Genomic DNA, 21,458 nt, shown 5'->3' with positions numbered 1-21,458 from the left:
TTCATTCAGGTCGGGATGAGCAGCTGCGTTCTCGCGAGCTCCTGGTAGACCGGATCGAAGTCGAGCAGTTCCCGGTGGGTGCCGCAGGCGCGCACCCGTCCGGATTCCATGACGAGGATCTGGCCGGCCTCGACGACGGTTGACAGCCGGTGGGCTATGACCATCACTGTCGTCACCTCCGAGGCGGCGGCGATGGTGGCACGCAGCGCCGCCTCGTTGGTCGCGTCCAGGGCCGAGGTCGCCTCGTCCAGCAGCAGCAGCCGGGGGCGACGCAGCAGCGCCCGGCCGATCGCGATCCGCTGCCGTTGACCGCCGGAGAGGCTGCCGCCGCGGTAGCCGATCCAGCCGTCCAGGCCGCCGGGAAGCGCCTGGACGACGTCGCCGAGCTGCGCGAGGTGGACGATCTCCCACAGCTGCCCGTCACTGATGCCGGCGAGTCCCAGGGTGAGGTTCTCCCGCAGCGTCCCCGCGAGTACCGGGCTTTCCTGCTCCACATAGCCGATCGCCCGCCGCAGGTCCGCGAGCGGCCATTCCCGAATATCCATCCCGTCCACGAGTATGCGACCCGACTGTATTTCGTAGAAGCGTTCGAGGAGTGCGAAGAGGCTGGTTTTCCCGGCTCCGGACGGGCCGACGACCGCGGTCATTCTTCCCGCGGGAACGGCGAACGTCACGCCGCGATGCACGGTCGGCAGCCCCGCTCGGTAGGTGAACACGACATTCTCGAAGAAAACGCTCGCACGGCTTCGGTCGGGGCCGGGCGCCGCGGATTCCGTTCCCACGGGTTCGACGGCGAGGGCCAGGACGGCCTGGACGCGTGCGATGGCGGCGCTGCCGACCTTGAGCTGGCCCCAGGCGCCCGCCAGGGTCATGACCGGCTGGGTCAGGAAGAACATGTAGAGCAGGTAGGCGATCAGGTCCGCGAGGGTCAGCTTTCCGGCGGTCACCCGGGCGCCGCCCACTCCCAGGACGGCGAGGAACGACGTCTGCAGGATGAGGCTCGTGGACGCCCCGCTGGCGGCCTGCCATCCGGCCACCCGCAGGCCGCGCCGCCACGCGGTGTCGGCTGCGGCGGTCAGCAGGCCGATCTCGTTCTGCTCGGCTCCGGCGGCCTTGACCGTCCTGAAGGCTCCGAGGTCGCGGTCCAGGAGGGTCGCCATGAAGCCGACGGCCTCCTGGGCCTTTCCCGACGCGCGTCCGATCCTGACGGCGGACCAGCGCACCACGACGCTCATGGTCACGACGGCCGTCAGGGTGACAGCCAGGAGCATGTAGTCGATCAGGCCCATGATCACTAGTGAGCCCACCAGGCCGATCGTCGCGGTGATCGACGCCACCATGGCCTGGGTGGTGACCTGGCGCAGCAGGGTTGTGTCCGCGACCAGGCGGGAGATGAGATCCCCCGCCTCGACGTCGTCGAACACCGGTGTCCGCAGCCGCAGGATGCGCTGCGCCAGCAGCCGCCGGACGGTTCGCACCACGGATTCGCCGACCGACTCGACGACGAAGTAGCCCAGCGCGGCGATGACCGTCCCGAGGGCGACCGCCCCGGCGAGCAGCGCCAGCAGGGTGACGATCGGCTGGTCGCGAGCGAGTCGGTCCAGGATGCGCTGCGCGATGAGCGGCTGGGCCAGGGAGAACGCTGTTCCCGCCAGGGTGAGGACGCTGCCGACCGCCAGCCGAAGCCGGAAGCCGGTGGTGTAGCTGAGGGCCAGCCGCAGCGGGCTGTGTGGGCGATGCCGCGGCAGGCGAAGGTCGTGCGCCTGGGCGTTCATCGGACCGGGGTGCCCGCGTCGACGAGGCGCACCAGCAGATCCGCGGCGGCCACGGCGCCGCCGGCCCGCCGGAACGAGGCACCGATCCGCCGGGCCGCGAGCCCGTAGCCAGGCTCCCGCAGGACGGCGACGATGGCGTCCGCGATCAGGTCCGGGGTCGCCCTGGCGAAACGCAGCCGGATGCCGGCGCCCGCGTCGACCACCTGCTGGGCGACGACCGGCTGGTCGTCGCGTATCGGCGCGACGACCAGCGGCAGATCGTGCGTGAGCGCCTCACACACGGTGTTGTGACCCGCGTGGCAGACGACCGCTGCCGTGCGCGGCAGCAGAGCCAGCATGGGTAGGTGCCCCCAGGTGAGGACGTTGTCGGGGACGGCGTCGACCGCGCCGAGCGGGTCGGCCAACACGCCCTGGACGCGGTCGCCGAGCTGGCCCAGGGCCTGCGCGCAGGCCCGTAGGAAGGGCCCGCCGACCCGGTTGTTGACCGTGCCCAGGCTGACGGTGATCAACGGCCGCCGGGCGTCGAGCCGTGCCCAGGGAAAGGGGTTGGCTGGCTTCGGGTCGTCCTGCGACCGGTCTTGCCTGCGCAGCGCGGGGCCGATCCAGGCGGGCGGTGGCCCCGCGACCTGCACCGTGCCGGCGAGAGCCTCCGTGGTGAAGGCGAGAACCAGATGCGGGGAACGTTCCAGGGTCGCGGGGGTCAGCGTCGTGGCCGCGTCGCCGGGCAGCCGTGCGATCAGGTCCGTGAACAGTCCGTCGAGCCACTGCCGGATCCTGGGCGTGGCGGCGAACATGTCTCCCAACGAGCCCGAGGTGGAGGCCGAGGTGGCCCACGGGATCCCCAGGCGGGCCGCGGCGAGCGGGCCGGCCAGCGCCTGCATGTCGGCGACGACGAGGTCGGCGTCGAACCGCTTGGCCGCCTCGGCCACCGACTCGTGGGTGGCGGCGGCCAGCGGGATGAGGTAGTCCTCCCAGAGCGCCTGCGCGGCGGCGTATCCCCGCAGGTCGGCGCCGCGGCTGGCGGCGCCGACGTTGCCCGCGAGCGCGGGGTGTACCACCGCGGTCGGGCCGGCCAGCTCTCTGATCGGTGCCGGGTCGCCGGACCAGACGACCCGGTGCCCGAGAAGACCCAGTTGCTCGGCCACGGCGACCAGTGGGGTGATGTGACCCGTGAGGGGTGGAACGACCAGCAGGAAGGTACTCACGTCCGACCACCGGGCCCGGCGGCGACCGAGTTCTGGGAGAAGATCCAGTCGAGGAGCAGATCCCGCACCCGCCGGTGCGCCTCGACGAGCACGGAGTGGTCCTGGTCCTGCAGGACGACCGTGCGGCAGTTCGGCAGCAGGCCTTCCAGCAGGAACGGGTCCTCGGACTGGAAGCCGTCGCTGCCGATGATGCTCAGGACCGGCACCCTGATCCGGCCCAGGTCCACCAGGTCCAGGAAGGGGCCGGCCGGAATCTCCTCGGCCATCGTCGTCTCCTGCAGGCGCCGGAAGGCCTGCCGTGACAGCCGGGCATGGTGATCACCGAAGGTCGCCGAGATCAGCTGGTAGGTCTCCTCGCGGGCGAGCTCCTGCCTGGTGTTCTCCAGGACCTGGCCGACCCGGTCAGCCCAGGCCGTGGTGGGCGGTTCCGACTCGATCGACACGATGCTGGCTGTCCTGTCGGGGTGTGCCGCGGCGAACGCGAAGGCGATCGTGCCGCCGAAGCTGTTGCCGACCAGGTGCACCGGGGACGGCACGTCGAGCGCGGTGAGGAGCCCGTCGAGGTCGGCGACGAAGTCGTGCACGCGGTACCCGCTCGCGGGCCGTTCGCTGTTGCCATGGCCACGCAGATCGTAAAAGATCATGTTGATGCCGGCGGCGGTCAGGGGAGCTGCCAGGGTCAGGTAGAAACTGGCCAGGCTGTCGGTTCCCAGCCCGTGTACGCAGACCAGCGTCGGCGCCGGGCCGTCACCGCGCCCCGGCGCGTGCAGGTAGTGAATATCGCCGCCGTTGACGTGAATCGTCGGCATCTCAGCCCGCGGTCGCGGAAGTGCTGATCCGGGTGGTGACATAGTCGACCAGCTCGCCGACGCGCAGGGCGATGACCTCACCGAGTTCCTTCTCGGCGAGGAACTCGGCCATGCTGACATGGTCGCCGTAACGTTCGGCCAGCAGGCCGCCAAGCGTCACCAGGTCGATGCTCTCCAGTTCGAGATCGCTGTGGAAGTACGTGTCCATGGTGACCTGGGTGGGCGGTGAGCCGTATTTACGGATGATTTTATTGATCATGTCGTTGATTTCGGTCAGCACCTGGCTGGCAGGACTGTTATTTGTCATCACGCCTCGGTTCTCCTTGACATCGCATACGTCTCGTTGTGCCTGTCTTCTTCGGTGGCCGCAGGCTGGGCGATCGCCCTCGCCTCGTCCGGAGTGCTCGTGACCGAGACGGCGAAGGGCGGCAGGGGGTAGCCGTGGACTCCGGCCACCGTGACCTCGGCGGCGGCGTCCCGGTCCGGTGGCTCGACGCGGTCCGTCACCCGGATCTGGACGGGGAAGACCTCCCGGCGCCCGGCCTTCCACAGCTCGCCGCGAACGGCGTCCTTCACCGCGATCCGCCGCAGCAGCCATTCCCGGCGTTGGCGCGGGGGCGTCAGCTCGTACTCCGGCCGCTCGGCCGCGCCGATGTACCGGCTCAGCACCATCTCCCGGACGGCGAGATCCGCCCAGCGCTCGGTGGCGACGACGGAGCCGTCCGGATCCTGCCGGGAAAGGGGGTGCAGCTCCGGCCAGCGGAAGGCCTCGTCCAGCTCGGCGGGCAGGTCGAACCGCCGGTCCACCCAGCCGTGGACCACGGCCCAGACCTGGTTGCCTTCGACGAGCTGCATGTGGGCATCGACCTGGGCGCCGTCGATCTCGCGGACCCAGACGTGGCAGGTGACCGGGGTCCCTCGTGCCGGTTCGGGGCCGTGGAACTCGATGGCCCCGAACCGCACCGGGAACATGACGAACCGGTCCTTCTCCCGCATCCTGATCCAGTAGCCGAGCAACTGGCCGGCGGCGTCCAGCAGCGCTCCCGGCGTGCCGGTGCCTCGCAGCACCGCCCGCACGTGGGAGGGGCCGTAACCCAGGAAGGTGGTCACGGCCTGGAAAGCCGGCCCGTGGAACATCATCCGTGTCCGGTACAGATCTCGACCGGTGATGGTGGGCGCCTGCTCGGTGTCGTGGTCCACCGGCCACCGCGGCGGCCGCACGTCGGAATACGCGTCGGCCACCCGGACCAGCCCGCTCGCGTAGCCGGCGAAGGTCACCCGGAACCGGTCCGAGGCCTCGGGCCGCACACTGACGGCGACGTCGACCGGCGGATCCGCGCGCAGCCAGGAGTCGAAACGCGTGTCGTAGACGCCGACCGGAATCCGTCCCGACGCCTGCGCCGCGTAGTCCGCCATCAGCCGGACGATGGTCGTCGCCGCCACCACCGGCCGGCTGTCCTCCAGATCCGGCCAGGAGGGCGGCTGCGGGGTCATGGAATGGTCAAGCAGGTAGGGCATGGCGGCCACCGAGACCCGCAGGGTCGACGTCCATCCCTGCCCGGAGGGCTCCTCACGCAGTACGCCCGTGGAGCCCGCGGGGCCGGCGGCGTGGCCGACGTCCGGCACCGGCACCGGTTCGGTGGTGTTCGTGTGCGTGTGTGCCAGCAGGGCGGCGGCGGTGTCGGCGGTGTCGGTGATCAGGTCCAGAATCTGTCTGGCCATCGGATCCCGGTCCGCCCAGGCCGCCAGCGGGTGCCCGGCCATCGCCGTCGCGGTCTGTCCCGGCCCGGCCGTGGGTGGCCCGACGCGCGGCAGCCGCGTCGGGTCGACGGCGGCGACCTCCGCGCCCAGGGCGAGCCGTACCAGGGCGGTTCGACCGCCCGGGTCGGACGCACCCGCCGGTCCGTCCAGCACAGCGAAGTCGGGGTTGCCGTGTTCGACCCAGAGGGCCACCGCGACCCGGCGGAGCTGGCCGATCCCGTCCCGGTGGGCGGAGTTCGCCGGGATGGTCAGATGCGGCCGATCCTCCAGCACCCCGTCGATCAGCCCACCCAGCCTGCCCGGTCCGACCTGGATGAACACCCGGACGCCAGCCGCGTACATGGCCTCGATCGTCTGCCGGAACAGGACGGGCTCGACCAGATGGCGGATGAACAGCTCACGGACGGCGGTCAGATCGGCGGGGTACGGCGCGCCGGTGGTCGCCGACCACAGCTCCACCCGCGCCGCCTGGCGAATACGGAGACGATCCGTCCGCGCCTGCAGCGCCGGCAGATAGGGCCGCAGCATGGGCGTGTGGAATCCGGAGCGGAAAGGCATTATCTGGACGACGACGTTCTTCCGCCGCAGCCGTTCGGCGAGTCGCTCGATCGCCGCCGGCGGGCCACACACAACCGTGCTGAGCGGCGCGTTGTCGTGCGAGAGGACCACGCCCGGAAAGTCGGCTATGAACTTCCGGGCATCGTCGCTCGAGCAGGCCAGCGAGGCGTAGTCGACCTGCGGAACGTCCCCGTCGTACGGATCGGCGGCGAAGACGCTGGCGTCCGCCTCGCTTTCGTCGAACATTCCGGCGGCGAACATCGCGCTCCACTCGCCGATGCTGTGCCCGGCGAGGGCGTCGGGCTCGATGCGCATCCGCCGCAGCACCCGGTCGAGCACCCGGCTGACCAGCAGGACGCTCGTACCGTGTGTGCCCAGCGCCGCGGCGGAGAGGTCCGGCGGCAGGGAGAACCCGAAACGGCCGGCGACATCGTGGATCTGTGGCGAGAACTCCGGTTCGAGCCCGGGGAAGACGAACGCGGTACGGCCGGCGCCGGGCCCCCCTGCCAGCGGTTCCGCACTGGCCCAGACCTCGCCGCGGCCGCGCCACGCCTGCCACGTCCCCAGCCGCATACCGCCGGCCGCGTGCCGGGCGGCGGCGAGTCGTCGCGGGGTCGGGTTCACCAGACCGAGCCGTGCCCCGACGCCGGTGAAGGCGGGCGTGCCCACCGCGTCGCGCCGCAGCGTCTCGTCCTCGACCTCGAGCATGACCGCCAGCTCGTCCGGTGTCGCCGCGGCCAGTCTCAGGACCACCTCGGGCTCGGCCACCGCGCTGAGAAGGCTCGCCCTCTCCCTCGCCCGCGGGCTCGTGCCTGGGGCCGGGTCCGGAGCGGGCGGCGCGGCGACGGGGGACTCCTCCAGCACCACGTGCGCGTTGGTACCGCCGAACCCGAACGCGTTGACGCCGGCGCGGCGCACGCCCGCGGATTCCCACGGCACCGGGGCGGGTAACAGCCGAAAACGGGTGGTGGTGAGCGCCGGATGCGGCTCGGCGCAGTTCACCGCCGGCAGCAGGACCCGGTGGTGCAGCGCCAGCACGGCCTTCACCAGTCCGGCGATGCCGGCGGCCGCCATGGTGTGCCCGATCATCGCCTTGACCGAGCCGAGCGCGGCGAGCCGGGTCTCGTCCGGATCACCGTCGACGGGGCCACCGAAGACCTGGGCCAGGGTTGCCAGCTCAGCCTCATCCCCGGTCGGGGTGCCCGTTCCGTGGGCTTCCATCAGGCCCACCGCGCCGGCGGCGCGTGGGTCGAGGCCGGCGGCGTCCCAGGCCCGTTCGACGGCGGCCGCCTGCCCGGCCGGATCGGGACTGACCAGCCCGCCGCCGCGCCCGTCACTCGACACGCCGGTGCCGCGGATCACCGCGTAGATCCGGTCCCCGTCCCGCCGCGCGTCGGCCAGCCGCCGCAGGACGACCATTCCGGTGCCCTCGCCGATGAGAAGCCCGTCCGCGTTCCGGTCGAACGGCTGACTGCGCTGGGTCCTCGACAAGGCCCGCAGCTGCGTGAACACACTCCACAGGGTGATGTCATGACAGTGGTGGACGCCGCCGGCCAGCATCGTGTCGCACCGCCCCGAAGCCAGCGCGGACACAGCGCTGTCCACGGCGACCAGCGAGGAGGCGCAGGCCGCGTCGACGGTGAACGCCGGGCCGCCGAGATTCAGCCTGTTGGCGATCCGGGAGGCGGCCAGATTCGGGACGATGCCCATGGCCGACTCCGGCGCCTCGGGGCCGAGCGGCTCGAGGAACGCCGCGCGGATCCTCTCGAGATCATCACTGTCGAGGTCGGGGAGCAGGGCGCTGACCGTGTCGACCAGGTGGCGGGCGGTTCGTACCCGGTGATTGAGACGGACGAAGCCGGGGCTGAGATACCCGCCGCGGCCGAGCACGACGCCGGTCCGTCGCAGATCGCCCAGCCGTTCGATGCCACCGGCATCGTCGATCGCGGCCGCCGCGACGCGCAGCGCGATGAGCTGGTCGGGCTCGATGCTCTCCACCTCGTGCGGCGGAATGCCGAAGCGGAGCGGATCGGCGTCGGCGAACTCGTCGACGAACCCGCCGCGCCGACAGTAGATCCTGTCGGCGCTGGGCCTGCCGGTCGCTCCCCGCGGGTCGTAGAGTGCCGGATCCCAGCGGTTCGGCGGCACCTCGGTGATGGCGTCCGTGCCGGCCAGCAGGTTCCGCCAGTATGTGTCCAGGTCCGGGGCTCCGGGCAGGAGCACCGCCATGCCGACCACCGCGATCGGCGGCTGCCGCCAGTCCGACGAGGCGCCCGGAGGTGTGGCGGCTGTGGGTGTGGCGGCTGTGGGCGTCGAAGTAGTGGACATCGCCTACCAGCCGGAAGCCGTGTACACGACACCGCAGATGTCACGGGGCCCCCAGGCCAGCTCCCGCAGGAGGCTTCGGTGGCCCTCGTCGGGGTCGATCAGGTCCACGCCGCGCCGGACGAAGTCCTTCTCCAGGTCGGAGCTGACCATTCCGGGGTGCCGCGGGTCCGGAGCCCAGGGGCCCCAGTGGACCGTGAGCGCCCGCAGGCCGGTTCGGGCCTGCCAGTCCGCGCCCAGCGTCTCGAGCGCGTCGTTGGCTGCGGCGTAGTCACTCTGGCCTCGGTTGCCGAGCACGCCGGCGATGCTGCCGAAGAACACCACCGCCCGCGGCGGAAAGGGAAGCTCGCCCAGCGCTGCGAGCACCGTGCGGGCACCGGTGACCTTGGTCTCGAAGACCCGTCGGAACGCCTCGGGTTCCTTGTCCGCGATCAGTCGATCGGCGATGATCCCGGCGGAGTAGACGACCGCGTCGATCCGGCCGTGACGGGCGTGGACCTGCTTGATGAACTGATGGACCGCCTCGGTGTCCAGGACGTCGAGCCGGTGGTATTCGGCCTGCCCGCCGCGGGCGCCGACCTCGGCCAGCGTGGCCCGGATCTCCCGCTGCGCCAGCACCAGCCGTGCCCTGCGGGCCACCTCACCCGGGCTCTCCTGCCCCAGGCCGCTCAGGATCCTGATCAGTGCCTGCTGGTCGACCGCCGCCGCCAGCCGCGGGTCCTCGTCGTCCGCCGGCGCGGGGGTGCTGCCGGCGAGCTCGAGATGGCATCGGCCCGCGCCCGCGAGCAGCGTCGTGAAGCCCGCCGTGATGCCCCGGGCCCCGCCGATGAGGATGACGACGGCGTCCCGGTCCAGGCCGAGCGCGGCGGCCTCGGCCGCGCCGTCGTCGGCAGGTCCCGCACCGACCGACGCCATCGGCCCGGCACCGACCGCCGTCAGCGCCTCGGTCTCGCGCCGCGCCCCGTCGTGGAAGACGACCGCGGCGGGTCCCGGAGGCTCGTTCAGCTCGGCCACCACGAGATCCCCGAGCCTCGGTACCGCGTCCGGCCCGGCCTCCAGCAGCCGGACGGCGATCGCCGGGTACTCCCGGCTGATCGTGCGGAACAGCCCGCGCAGGCCCGCTGTGCGGGTGCTGCCGGCGGGTGCCACGGCCAGCAGCCAGCGCAGACGCCCGCGGAGCGCGCTGCGCAGCGATCCGAAGGCGCCCGGCAGCTCCGGCCCGCCCAGGTCGCCGCCCCACCCGGCCAGGTACAGGACGCCGTCGAACGCGCTCAGGTCGGCGGCGTCGAGGTCCTCGCCCACCCGGGAACTGACCCGCGCACCGAGTTCGACCAGCCGGCCCGCGACGGAGGTCTCGATGGCCGGCTCGGGGCCGCGCCCGATCACCACCCAGGAAGTTCCGGCCAGATCAGCCTGACCCGGTGCCGCCGGCGACGGCTGCCGCGTGATCATGAAGCGCTGTGGGCTCCTGCCGCGTGCCCGGCCGGGGGGATCGGCCTGGATCGTGGGGGAGGGAGATGGTGCGGACGGCGCGGCGGTCTGGTCGGTGATCCAGGAGACGATGCCGCGAACGGTGCGCAGGCGGCTCAGTTCGTCGACGCCGCCGCTGCGGTCGGCGAACCCGAACTGCTCCGCGAGCGTGCCGGCGAGTTCGGTGCGTTTGAGGGAGTTCACCGACAGGTCGGTCTCGAGATCGAGGTCGATCTCGATCATGTCCGGTGGGTAGCCGGTGCCTTCCGCGATGACATTGACCACGGCCGTCGTGACATCCGGCGCCACCGCCACCGCCACCGCCACCGCCACCGCCACCGCCGCCGGCACTGGCACTGGCACTGGCACGGGTGCCTGCACCGGCACCGCGGCTGGTGCCACTGCCGGCGTCGTCGTCACGGCGGCCCACGGCGCTCCGCTGGTGCCAGGGCTCTCGACGGTCTGGCCGGGCAGCGCTGGAGCGGGCAGAAGCTCGGCGAGGGTACGGCTCCGCGGAGCCGGCGCGGCATCCACGCCGAGGTAGGACAGCAACACGTCCCGTTGCCCGGCGAGGTTGTCCCGCGCGGTCTGCAGGAACTGGCTGACCAGAGCCCCAGGCGCGGGCGCGGTGGGCGCGCCGGGGAACGCGGCGGCGGGCGCGCCGCTCGGGGACAGCTGGACTCGCCGGGCGGGGACCAGGCCGCCGGGCACCGGCTTCCCGTCCGCGAGGCAGATGCTGCGCCCGTCGACGCTCCACCGGTGGCGGTCAGGGGGCATCGTCGCGGTGCGGTCGACCGCGTTGCGGCCGTCGACCAGCCAGTCCGTGCGCAGGGGCACGCCCGCGACGGCGAGCGCTCCGACCGCGTCCAGGAAGCCGGTCAGCCCGCCCCGACGCCCGTCGCAGGCGACCGCCGCGTGCGGCCGGTCGGCGAGGATCGAGGTGACCAGGCCGGTGAGCACCCGGCCGGGTCCGGCTTCCACGAACACCCGCGCGCCCGCGGCGTACATCGCCTCGATCTGTTCCACGAACCGCACCGGCGCCGCGATCTGTGCGCCGAGCTCGACCCGTACGGCGTCGCCGGTCCCGTCCGTGGCCGGGTAGGGGGCAGCCGTGCGGTTCGACCAGACAGGGAGCCCGGGGGCGGTGACGCGGGCCTGCTTCAGCGCCGCGGCGAAGACCTTGCCCGCGTCAGCGACGAGCGGGCTGTGGAAGGCGCACGCGACGGGCAGCCGGACAGCGCTGTGCCCAGCCTCGCGAAGGAGCCTGATCGCCGTTTCGACATCCGCTGTCGGCCCGGAGATCACGACCTGGTCGGGACCGTTGTGGTTGGCGAGGACCACCCTGCCTGCGAGCTGGTCGGCGGCCAGCACCGACGTCGCGGCCGTGACGGTGGCGCGGACGGCGGCCATCGCGCCCTGGTCGGGTTCTGCGCTCTGGTCGGGCTCTGCGCCCTCGGCGGCCGGATGTCCGCTGACGGCGGCGACGATCGCCTCGCCCCGCGCGGCGGAAAGCTCGAGCAGGGTCTCGGCGTCGAAGGCGCCCGCCACGCAGAGCGCCACCAGCTCGCCGTAGCTGTGACCGGCCGCCAGGTCCGGTGTCAGGCCCAGCCGGGACAGCAGGTGGTACATCCCGAGACCGGCGACGCCGAGCGCGGGCTGCGCGATCCGGGTGTCCTTCAGCCGCTCCGCCGCGCCTGCCACTGCGCCTGCCACCGCGCCTTCAGCCGCGTCGAAGTGCGAGGGCGGCAGGATGGCGCCCTCCCACGCCTGCCCCAGCCGCAGATAGTCCCGCAGCTCGGGGAACGCCACGAACAGCTCGCCGAGCATGCCCGGTCGCTGGCTTCCCTGCCCCGGGAAGAGCATGGCCACCTTGCCGGAGGGCGGCCCGTCGGGGAGCGATCCGTCCGCCACGAACAGCCCGCCGCGTGGATCCGATCCGCCGCTCGCCGCCAGCGCCAGCAGACGCGCGCAGTCATCGAGGTCGCGGGCGACGACGGCGATCTGGACCCGGCCCTGTCGGGCCTGGGCCATCGCCACGGTGGCTGCGATGTCACGCAGCGGCCATGGCCGGCCCTGGGCGTCGTTCGTGGCCAGCAGGTTCCGCAGCTCCGAGACGGCGTGTAGCGCCGCCGCCAGGTCAGCGCCCCGGAAGAGCAGCAGCTCAGCCGGCCACTCCTCGAGGGCGTGCCGGGAGTCCACCGCATCCGGGTGGCCAGTGAGCACGGCGTGGTAGTTCGCCCCGCCGAAGCCGAAGGCGCTGATCCCGGCGACCCGTTCGGACGCCGGCGGGGACCAGGGCCGCGCCGTGTCCGAGAAGACGAACGGGCTGACGTCGGGAGCCCACGCCGGGTTGGGCGCACTGATGTGCAGGGTCGGCGGCAGTACTCCGTGATGTAGCGCCAGGGAGACCTTCACGAGGGAGGCGAGGGCAGCCGCGGTCTTGGTGTGCCCGATCTGGGATTTGACGGACCCCAGGGCGCAGGAGCCGGCGGCGGCCCCAGCCTCGGTGAACACCTCCGTGAGGGCATCGATCTCGGTGCGGTCGCCGACAACCGTCCCGGTTCCGTGGGCCTCGACCAGACCCACCTGGGCGGGTGAGACGCCGGCCGCGCGGTACGCACGGTCGAGCGCCAGCCGCTGGCCCTGCGGGCGCGGGGCGGTGAGGCCGAGCGAACGCCCGTCGCTGGCCGCGCCGACTCCCTTGATCACGGCGTACACGCGGTCACCATCGCGTTCGGCGTCGGCGAGCCGCTTCAGGACGACGCAGGCGACCCCCTCGCCCAGGGTCGTTCCATCCGCCTCGGCGGCGAAGGGCCTGGCTCGACCGGTCGGCGAGAGCGCGCCCACCGAGGAGAACATCAGATAGTCGAAGATGCCGTTGTGCAGGTCGGCGCCACCGCAGATCATCACGTCGGCGCCGCCGAACCGAAGCTCCTTGCAGGCCATGTCCAACGCGGCCAGGGACGAGGCACAGGCGGCGTCCACGGTGTAGGCCGGCCCGCCCAGATCGAGCCTGTTCGAGATCCGGCTGGCAATGATGTTGCCGAGAATGCCGGTGAAGGTCTCGGGCGTCACCCGGGGAAGCAGATCGTCGAGCTCCGCGGGTACCTCTCCGAAATATGCCGGCAGCAGCGCACGCAGGGTCAGCGCCGCGGAAAGGTCACTGTTGGGCTCGGTTCCGAAGACCACTCCGGTCCGTGTGTGATCGACCTCGTCCGCGTCCAGCCCGGCGTCCTCGAGGGCACGGCGCGCGGTTTCCAGCGCGAGGACCTGGACCGGCTCGATGCTCGCCAACGCGGAGGGCGGGATTCCGTAGCGCAGGGGATCGAAGGGGATCCGCGGCAGGAAGCCGCCCCATTTCGAGCGGGTTCTCTCCCCGCTCGGCCCACTGGCCTGTGGGTCGAAATAGATCTCGGTGTCCCAGCGGTCCGCCGGAACAGGGGTCACGGAATCCTTGCCGGCAACCACATTGGACCAGTAGGTGGCCACGTCGGGCGCGCCCGGCAGGACGCACGCCATTCCGACGACCGCGATGTCCAGCGGTCCAGCACCGAGGGCCGTCGGCGGGTCCGCCAGACCGTACTCCGCCCGCAGCCGGCGAGCCTGGTCGTGGAGGTACAGGCGTGCGCCTTCGGTGACGCTTTCGTGGAGCATCCGGACTGTCGTGGTCGTCGACCGGAGGACAGCGACCTGCCCGGCCATGAAGAGTCCCTCGTCGCGCTGCTGCTCCCGGCCGACCGAAACCAGGCTGTCGCCGCGTCGTTCCAGCCCTTTGCTGGCCACCCTGAGCCGACCGATGTTCAGCTGTTCCAGTCGTTCCCAGATCTGCTCATCGGCCAGGCCCTGCGCACGCAACTCGTTGTTCTCGGCCCGGAAGCGGTCAACGTACGGGCTCTCCACACAGCGGGTGACATGACCCGGGGCGGTCCGCAGGAGCGCGGTCCTTCCCGCCGCCACCGCCTGGTGTTGAAACTCCTCCTGGATGGCCCCGTGTTCCACGGCCTCCTCGGTGAACAGGTAGGCCGTGCCCATGAGCACACCAACGCCGACGCCGCGGTCGATCAGCGGACGCGCCATCGCGGCCACCATCGCCGCCGAACGGGCATCGTGCACACCGCCGGCGAACAGGATCTGGATGTCCGTGGACGGGTCCACACCGGCCGAGGACGCGCCGATGTGGTCGAGGAGCACCGAAATCTGAGCCTCCCACAACGGGAAGCTTGCGCGCGGGCCGACATGGCCACCGCACTCGGAGCCTTCGAAGACAAAGCGCCGGCAGCCGGCAGCCAGATACTGGCGGAGGAGTACCGGCGACGGAACGTGCAGGAAAGTCGGAATCCCGATTTCCTCAAGATCGGCGGCCTGAGCGGCCCGGCCACCCGCGACAATCACACAGGAAGGACGGATATCGCGGACGGCTTCCAGCTGGGCCGTGCGCAGGTCCTCGGGAGCGAACCCCAGCAGACCGACTCCCCAGGGCCGCTCACCAAGCAGATCTCGGGTCTCGGTCAGCAGCTGGCGGGACTGCTCTCCGTTCGCCAACGCGAGCGCGAGAAAGGGAAGAGCCCCGTCATCCGCGACCCTTTGCGCAAAGCTGGGGCGGTCGCTCACCCTGGTCATCGGTCCCTGCGCGACCGGCCTCGTGATTCCCAGTGCGCGGCACAGGGGCGACTCTCCGGAGAAGACGGCCTCCGAGACACCGCCACCCACCGTGCCCGCGGCGGTGCCGAGCTCCTGACGGATCGCCTGGACCACCTTTGCCACCGTCCCGAACCGGGCGGCGAACTCCCGGGCGAGGAACACGTCCTCGCCCACTGGCAGGAGCTGCAGGTCGGGGTCATCGCCGCCCAGGCTGGAGACAACCACCTCGGTGGGCCAGCTTTCAGCGTTTCCCCTGGTTCGCCTCGCAGTCGCCGACTGGTGGACACGATGACCGCCGGTAATCACGGTCTCGGTGCCGTCCATCCTGCGCAGCGCGGCTGCGGTGGGCACCGGCGTCGAGGCTTGTCGAAGCAGCGCGAGTTGGGTATCCAGAACCACCCCGACGGCGCCTCCGACCACTGCGGCCACCGCCGTCCGTAAGCCCACGCCGCCCCAGCACCACACCGGCAGCGAGGAACTTCCGCGGCATAACTGGTCCGCTTCCAGAATCTGCTGCAGCAGGACAAAGGAGGAGAGCTCGCCGATTCGACCGCCGGCCTCGCTGCCCCGTGCCAGAAATCCGTCGGCACCCGCGTCCACCGCTGCTGCCGCTTCACTGAGGCTAGTGATCTCGATCAGGAGCCGGGCGCCGGGAAGCTCTTTCTTCAACCTGGCAAGCTGACGCCTGCTATCGGGGCCGGCCAGCGCATCGCCGGACCAGAACACGGTGTCGATCTTTTCCTCGTGTTGGGCCAAGTAATATCGGGCCAGTTGCGTAGGTTCGGAGACTCGAATGCCGAACGAGGTACCGGCAATCCGTGAGGTCAGGCGCAGGGCGGCGGCCGCCCTGGTCGGGTCGCGGCCGAGGTCGAGCACACCCAACGCTCCCGCGCCACCGACCGCGGCGACCAGCCTGGGATCTGGTAGGCCGAAAGGGCTGACGCCGATAATCTGATCCCGTCGCCGAATGTGTGTCCGGGACCCGTCGATCTGGTCGCATCCGTTGTCTCGACTGGGTTTCATGCCGTTTTTCACAGGTCACTTCCATCGTGTCCGTGGGTCAGCCGGTCGAGTCCGGTGCTCCTGCCTGCGTTGTGCGAGGCAGATCAGATCTCGAGGCAGATCAGATCGGGTTCCTGCGACTGAATCGGTGATCGGGAAGGGCGCCCGTCAGACCGAGATGCCACCGCTGGTACGACTGGCAGCGGAGAAGAGGGATGCCCGTCTTCCGGACAGCCATTCGTCGATGTCTGCGGCCTTCTCCGCAAATGCCGCGTCAACCTCGAGATGAGGCGTGATCAGAAAGCGGTTGGCCGCCAGGCCCTGAAAAGCGCAACGGGCGACCTGTTCGGGCTCCAGGACCGGGGCGCTCGCCACCACCGCCCGCGCAGACGGGTGGCCGGAGTCGAATCCGTTCCTCAGCATGTCCGTGTTGACACCCAGCGGGCACAGCGCACTGATCTGAACACCCCGGCCGCCGTAACTGAGTGCGAGCCATTCCGCCAGGGCAACCGCGGCAGCCTTCGTCACGGAGTAGGGGGCGTCGCCCGGGAGACCGAGCAGCCCGGCGGCCGAAGCAGTGATCAACAATGCACCCGAGCCGCGGTCCACCATGGCTGGGAGCAGTGCCTGCGCGACATGGACGTGAGCCATGACGTTCACGGACCAGGTCCCGGCCCACTGGCGCGGCCGGGCCTCCAGGCCGGCACCGACGGCTATCCCGGCGTTGGAGCAGAACACGTCGACAGGGCCGAAATCCTTTTCGGCGCAGCGGATGAGGCTGTCGATGTCCGCCCGGTCCGCGACATCCACGCGGACGGCCTTCGTTCGGCAGCCCTGTCCTGCCACAATCTCGGCTACTCGTTTCGCCGCGGCCAGGTTGACATCGGAGACCACGACGGTGCCGGCGCCCTCCACGGCAGCCCGTACGGCCAGCGCCGCACCTATGCCACTTCCGCCGCCGGTGACCACAACCAGCTTCCCGGCAAGAAGCACAGCACCTCCCCTGATGAATGTGGCGTCGCCGAACTCTGACCTCGGTCGGCGCGGGCCGACTGTGCATCTCGTCGCCGCTGGCGATGAGTGTGAGAGCGTTCCTCGACAGTGAGCACTTACTCAGGTCACAGCGCAGCCTAGGACTGGCCAAACCGGGACGCAAGGTCCCGGATGAACTTGAACTAGTGCCAAATTCCGCAAGGTTCACCGTGGCTGGCTGGGTGATGGACGTGCCGTGCTAGGTGAAACCTTGCGAACAAGGCGCTAAAGGTGCTCCGGAGGCCGCCATTGGCGGGTGGGTGACGGCATCGGCGGCCTCATCGACATCCCCTGGTGGAGGTCATGCGGCACCATGTGTCGGACTGGCGGTCAAACCAACCGGGCGGCTAGTTGGACTGGATCCAATTAACTGAGAACGCCATTTTCTTCCGTAGAAAATTGCTTTAAAGCAAATGGTGTTCCGGCGGACCTCGAGTGTGCCCGGAGGGCAGGTCCAACGCAGGCGGCACCGCCTGGTGGTCTCGTCGGGGCCTCTCGTCCACCGGGCGGAGATCTGCCGGTGCCGTCGGTCGGCCCAGGGTCGCTCCTGACAGGGTGAGGTGACGGACAGCCCGGGTCGACCCGGGCTGTCCGCCGGTCCGCTGCTGGTGCCGCCATCGACGCGAGCAGGCGGCGGCAATCACGTTCCGGGTGCAATCGGGCCCGTCACCGCGACGACGGAAAATCTGCCGGCGTAGCGGTACTCGGCCGGGATACTTCGGTGGTGTGTTCCTGTCGTCGAAACCCACCCGGGGCGCGGACTCTCAGCCGGAAAGTCCGCGCCGACAGGTCCTCTCGGCCTGGGCGGAGGACGTGGCACGTCGCGTCCGTGGGCCCAGACCGTCTCGAGCGGACTCACCTCAGGTCGCATATCGGAAATCCTGGCGACTGTCATGCCGAGGCCCCGAAATGGGCCGGTGCCGAACAGTACCGCAAGGCGCAGCTGGAGTTCCTCGCCGCCAATGCCACCGGGGAGGACATCGCCCTCCCCGGTGTGTCCCCGGTCGCGCTTCTGGTGTTGATGACCATGATCGCCAGAGGATTCATGATGGAGAACTCGCTGGGCGTCACCGTCGGCCACGCGGAAGCCCTCGCGGCCGTCGAGGACATCCTTGCCGCCGTCGAGAACAGATCCGACCCGGCCGGCACGCGCCGTGACGACGAAGCGCGCACCGCCGGCCCGTGAGGGACCACCCGTTACCATGCCGCGGATCTGAAGGCGGCCAGAATGGGAAGTAACTTGCCCGTGGCGCGGCACGCCGGTTTCTGGCGAATGGCGCCACTCGGTGGCGTCGCGGCTCGGCCCTGGTGGAGGGTGTCGAAAGCTGAGCCTGCAGACAAAGGATAAGTAAATACATACTCACCTTTGACGTCGGTGCGACATCCGTAATCGTGGGCCGAAGCGCGCGGGCCGCACCGACGGACCGGCGAGTGGGCGCAGCTCAGAGCCTGGCGGTGAGGCGTGTGGAGACCGCAGGGATCACCTTCTCGCCGTAGGTGGTCAGGACGGCGTCCTTGTGATCGTGCTGCAGGTAGAGCGCGAACTGGTCGACGCCGAGGGCGGCCAACTCGGCGAGGCGCCGCACATGGGTTTCCGGCGGGCCGATCAGGCAGAAGCGGTCGATGACCGCGTCGGGGACGAAGTCGGTGGAGGAGTTGCCGGCCTTGCCGTGTGCGTTGTAGTCGTATCCGGCGCGACCGGTGATGTAGTCGGAAAGCGAGGCGGGTACGGCGGCGCCGTCGGCACCGTAACGGGCCACGATGTCGGCCACATGGTTGCCGACCATGCCGCCGAACCAGCGGCACTGGTCGCGCCCGTGCGCCAGCCCCGCGTCGGTGCCGTCCGTGACGTAGGCCGGCGCCGCGACGCAGATGGCGACGGCCGCGGGGTCGCGTCCGGCGGCGGTGGCGGCCCGGCGCACGGCGGCGATCGACCAGGCGGTGACGTCGGGGTCGGCGAGCTGGAGGATGAACCCGTCGCCGACCTCACCGGCGAGGGCGAGCGCCTTCGGCCCGTAGGCGGCGACCCAGATCGGCAGCCGGGATTCCCCGCCCCACGGGAAGCGCAGCTTGCTGCCCTGGTATTCGGCGACCCCGCCGTTGGCCAGCGGACGGATCACCTCGATCGACTCGCGCAGGTGCGCGAGGCTGGCTGGCCGGCCGCCCGTGACCCGCACAGACGAGTCGCCCCGGCCGATGCCGCAGACGGTGCGGTTGCCGAACATGCTGTTAAGGGTCGCGAACAGGGAGGCGGTGACGGTCCAGTCGCGGGTGGCCGGGTTCGTCACCATCGGCCCGACCGTCACCCGGTGGGTGGCGGCCAGGATCTGGCTGTAGATGACGAACGGCTCCTGCCACAGCAGGTGCGAGTCGAACGTCCACACATGGCTGAATCCGTACAGCTCGGCCTGACGGGCCAGGTCGACGACCCGCCACGCCGGCGGGTCGGTCTGCAGAACGACGCCGAAGTCCATGATCTTGCCTCCGAACACAGCTCAGACACAGCTCAGACACAGCTCAGATGAGGTTCTGGGACAGGCCGCGGGGGACGAACCGGCCGTGCGATCGGCTGCCGACGTAGCCGGTCTCGTCCCTGATGACGGTGCCGCGGGACAGGACGACGTCGACGTGCCCGTCGATCTCGAAGCCCTCCCACGCCGAGTGGTCCATGTTCATGTGATGGGTACGGCCCGGGCCGATGCCGATGGAGGTGTGGCCGTCCGGGTCGTAGATCACGATGTCGGCGTCCGCGCCCGGCGTGATCACACCCTTGCGGCCGTACAGGCCGAACATGCGCGCCGGTGCGGTGCAGCACACGTCGACCCACCGCGCCACGCTCAGCCGGCCGTCCCTGACGCCCTGGAAGAGCAGGTCCATCCGGTGCTCGACGGAGCCGATGCCGTTCGGGATCCGGGAGAAGTCACCGATCCCGCGCTCCTTCTGGTCCTTCATGCAGAACGGGCAGTGGTCGGTCGACACGGCGGTGACGTCGCCGGTGCGCAGGTAACGCCACAGCTCGTCCTGGTGGCCCTCGGCCCGCGAGCGCAGCGGGGTGGAGCAGACCCACTTGGCGCCCTCGAAGTCGTCCCACTGCTCGCCGCGGGCGCCGAGCTGGTCCTCCAGCGACAGGTACAGGTACTGCGGGCAGGTCTCACCGAACACGTTCTGCCCGGCGTCGCGGGCCTCGGCGATGCGCGCCAGGGCCTGCCGGGCCGACACGTGCACCACGTAGAGCGGCGCGCCGGTGAGGTCCGCGAGCATGATCGCCCGGTGGGTGGCCTCCTGCTCGGTCTGCCAGGGCCGGGTCAGCCCGTGGTGGAGCGGCGTCGTGCGGCCCTCCGCCAGCGCCTGGCGCACCAGGACGTCGATCGCCGAGCCGTTCTCGGCGTGCATCATGATCAGCCCGCCGTTGCCGGCCGCGGTCTGCATGGCCCGCACGATCTGGCCGTCGTCGGAGAGGAACACCCCCGGATAGGCCATGAACAGCTTGAAGCTGGTGACGCCCTCGCCGATCAGCTCGCTCATCGCCTTGAGTGACTCGTCGTCGACGTCGCCGATGATCTGGTGGAAGGCGTAGTCGACGGCGCAGTTGCCGCCGGCCTTCTCGTGCCACAGCGCGAGCTGGTCCTGCACCCGCTGCCCGTGGGCCTGTACGACGAAGTCGATGATGGTGGTCGTGCCACCCCAGGCCGCGGCGCGGGTACCGGTCTCGAAGGTGTCGGAGGCGAATGTTCCGCCGAACGGCATCTCCATGTGGGTGTGGGCGTCGACCCCACCCGGGATCACGTACCTGCCGGTCGCGTCGATGACCCGGTCCGGCACCGCCGAGCCGGTGCGTATCGCCGCGGCGAGGGCGGATCCCGGTTCCAGCAGGGCGGCGACCCGCTCGCCCTCGACGAGGACGTCCTGGCGGGCCGTGCCGGTGGCGCTGACGACCGTCCCGCCGCTGATGAGCAGGGAGCTCATGCCATCACCGACCGCTGGTAGGAGTCGGGCCGGCGGTCCCGGTAGAACTGCCAGTCGTTGCGCACCCGGGTGATCTCGTCGAGATCGAGATCGCGGATGACGATCTCCTCTTTGTCCGCGGAGGCGACGTCGCCGACGAACCGGCCGCGCGGGTCGACGAAATAGGACGAGCCGTAGAAACGCGGGGCCTCGGCGCCGAACTCGCCGACCTCCTGGCCGATGCGGTTGTTCGCCGCGACGAAGTACTGGTTCGCGGCGGCCGCCGCCGGCTGCTCGATCTCCCACAGCCGGTTCGACAGGCCCGGCTTGGCCGCCGACGGGTTGAACACCAGCTGGGCGTTGTTCAGCCCCAGCTCCCGCCATCCCTCCGGAAAATGCCGGTCATAGCAGATGTAGACGCCGACCCGGCCGACCGCGGTGTCGAACACCGGATAGCCGAGGTTCCCGGGGCGGAAGTAGAACTTCTCCCAGAAGGCCGGCAGGTGCGGAATATGGTGCTTGCGGTATCTGCCGAGCAGGCTGCCGTCGGCGTCGACGACCGCCGCGGTGTTGTAGTACTCGCCCTCGTTGGCAACCTCGTAGACCGGCAGGATCATGACCAGGCCCAGCTCGGCGGCCAGGGCCTGGAACCGCTCGACCGTGGGGCCGGGGATCGACTCGACACAGGCGTAGTACTTCTGGTCCTGCACGGCTCCGAAGTACGGGCCGTGGAACAGCTCCTGGAAACCGATCACCTGGGTGCCCGCGGCCGCCGCCTCGCGGGCCAGCTCCTCGTGCCGGGCGATCATCGACTCCTTGTCGCCGGTCCAGGCCACCTGGGTGATCGCGGCACGTACCGTTGCCATCGCATCCGACTCCTTGGATATGCGGCTTTTGCCGCGTCGGTATCTGCTGCTGTGTCGGCGCTTTCCATG

General features: G+C 70.7%; 11 protein-coding genes. 1 reads left to right on the top strand and 10 read right to left on the bottom strand.

From position 1 onward, the window contains the following. Window positions 1–5: 5 nt before the first annotated feature. The 7 genes from ACG83_RS27975 to ACG83_RS27945 form a co-directional block, all read right to left on the bottom strand. Complete coding sequence (locus ACG83_RS27975; RefSeq protein ID WP_054569251.1) at window positions 6–1,775, bottom strand: ABC transporter ATP-binding protein; 1,770 nt, start codon at window positions 1,773–1,775, stop codon at window positions 6–8. Then, window positions 1,772–2,980 (bottom strand): glycosyltransferase, encoded by a 1,209-nt coding sequence (locus ACG83_RS27970; protein ID WP_054569250.1) that lies wholly within the window; start codon window positions 2,978–2,980, stop codon window positions 1,772–1,774. The genes ACG83_RS27975 and ACG83_RS27970 overlap by 4 nt, the downstream gene beginning before the upstream one ends. Beyond that, the gene (locus tag ACG83_RS27965; protein WP_054569249.1) at window positions 2,977–3,789 is read right to left on the bottom strand and encodes an alpha/beta fold hydrolase; all 813 of its coding nucleotides are present in this window, start codon (window positions 3,787–3,789) and stop codon (window positions 2,977–2,979) included. The genes ACG83_RS27970 and ACG83_RS27965 overlap by 4 nt, the downstream gene beginning before the upstream one ends. Window position 3,790: 1 nt before the next feature. Continuing rightward, a complete protein-coding gene (locus tag ACG83_RS27960) occupies window positions 3,791–4,096 on the bottom strand; it encodes an acyl carrier protein (protein ID WP_054569248.1) in 306 nt (101 codons plus the stop codon). Further along, complete coding sequence (locus ACG83_RS27955; RefSeq protein ID WP_083473622.1) at window positions 4,096–8,436, bottom strand: type I polyketide synthase; 4,341 nt, start codon at window positions 8,434–8,436, stop codon at window positions 4,096–4,098. Before ACG83_RS27955 ends, ACG83_RS27960 begins: the two co-directional genes overlap by 1 nt. Before the next feature lie 3 nt (window positions 8,437–8,439). After that, entirely contained in the window at window positions 8,440–15,567 is a 7,128-nt protein-coding gene (locus tag ACG83_RS27950) for a type I polyketide synthase (RefSeq protein ID WP_054569246.1), read from the bottom strand. 147 nt (window positions 15,568–15,714) lie between these two features. Next, window positions 15,715–16,539 (bottom strand): SDR family oxidoreductase, encoded by an 825-nt coding sequence (locus tag ACG83_RS27945; protein ID WP_054569245.1) that lies wholly within the window; start codon window positions 16,537–16,539, stop codon window positions 15,715–15,717. Between the two features lie 868 nt (window positions 16,540–17,407). Here ACG83_RS27945 and ACG83_RS27940 point away from each other — a divergent pair. Next, entirely contained in the window at window positions 17,408–17,764 is a 357-nt protein-coding gene (locus ACG83_RS27940) for a hypothetical protein (RefSeq protein ID WP_054569244.1), read from the top strand. Window positions 17,765–18,020: 256 nt separating this feature from the next. On the opposite strand, the gene ACG83_RS27935 is transcribed toward ACG83_RS27940, so the two are convergent. Genes ACG83_RS27935 through ACG83_RS27925 form a run of 3 tightly spaced genes read right to left on the bottom strand, consistent with a single transcriptional unit; the run spans window position 18,021 to window position 21,389 of the window. Further along, window positions 18,021–19,052 carry a TIGR03842 family LLM class F420-dependent oxidoreductase gene (locus ACG83_RS27935; RefSeq protein ID WP_054569601.1) on the bottom strand — a complete coding sequence of 344 codons (1,032 nt, stop codon included), beginning with the start codon at window positions 19,050–19,052 and terminating at the stop codon, window positions 18,021–18,023. A 43-nt stretch (window positions 19,053–19,095) separates the two neighbouring features. After that, window positions 19,096–20,544 carry a dihydropyrimidinase gene (gene hydA, locus ACG83_RS27930; protein WP_054569243.1) on the bottom strand — a complete coding sequence of 483 codons (1,449 nt, stop codon included), beginning with the start codon at window positions 20,542–20,544 and terminating at the stop codon, window positions 19,096–19,098. Continuing rightward, entirely contained in the window at window positions 20,541–21,389 is an 849-nt protein-coding gene (locus tag ACG83_RS27925) for a nitrilase-related carbon-nitrogen hydrolase (protein WP_054569242.1), read from the bottom strand. The genes hydA and ACG83_RS27925 overlap by 4 nt, the downstream gene beginning before the upstream one ends. Between the last annotated feature and the right edge of the window lie 69 nt (window positions 21,390–21,458).

Origin of the sequence: Frankia sp. R43, from assembly GCF_001306465.1 — a bacterium.
Classification (GTDB): domain Bacteria; phylum Actinomycetota; class Actinomycetes; order Frankiales; family Frankiaceae; genus Parafrankia; species Parafrankia irregularis.
The sequence above is the reverse complement of the archived record's forward strand: the minus strand, read 5'-3'. Positions and strand labels throughout refer to the sequence as shown.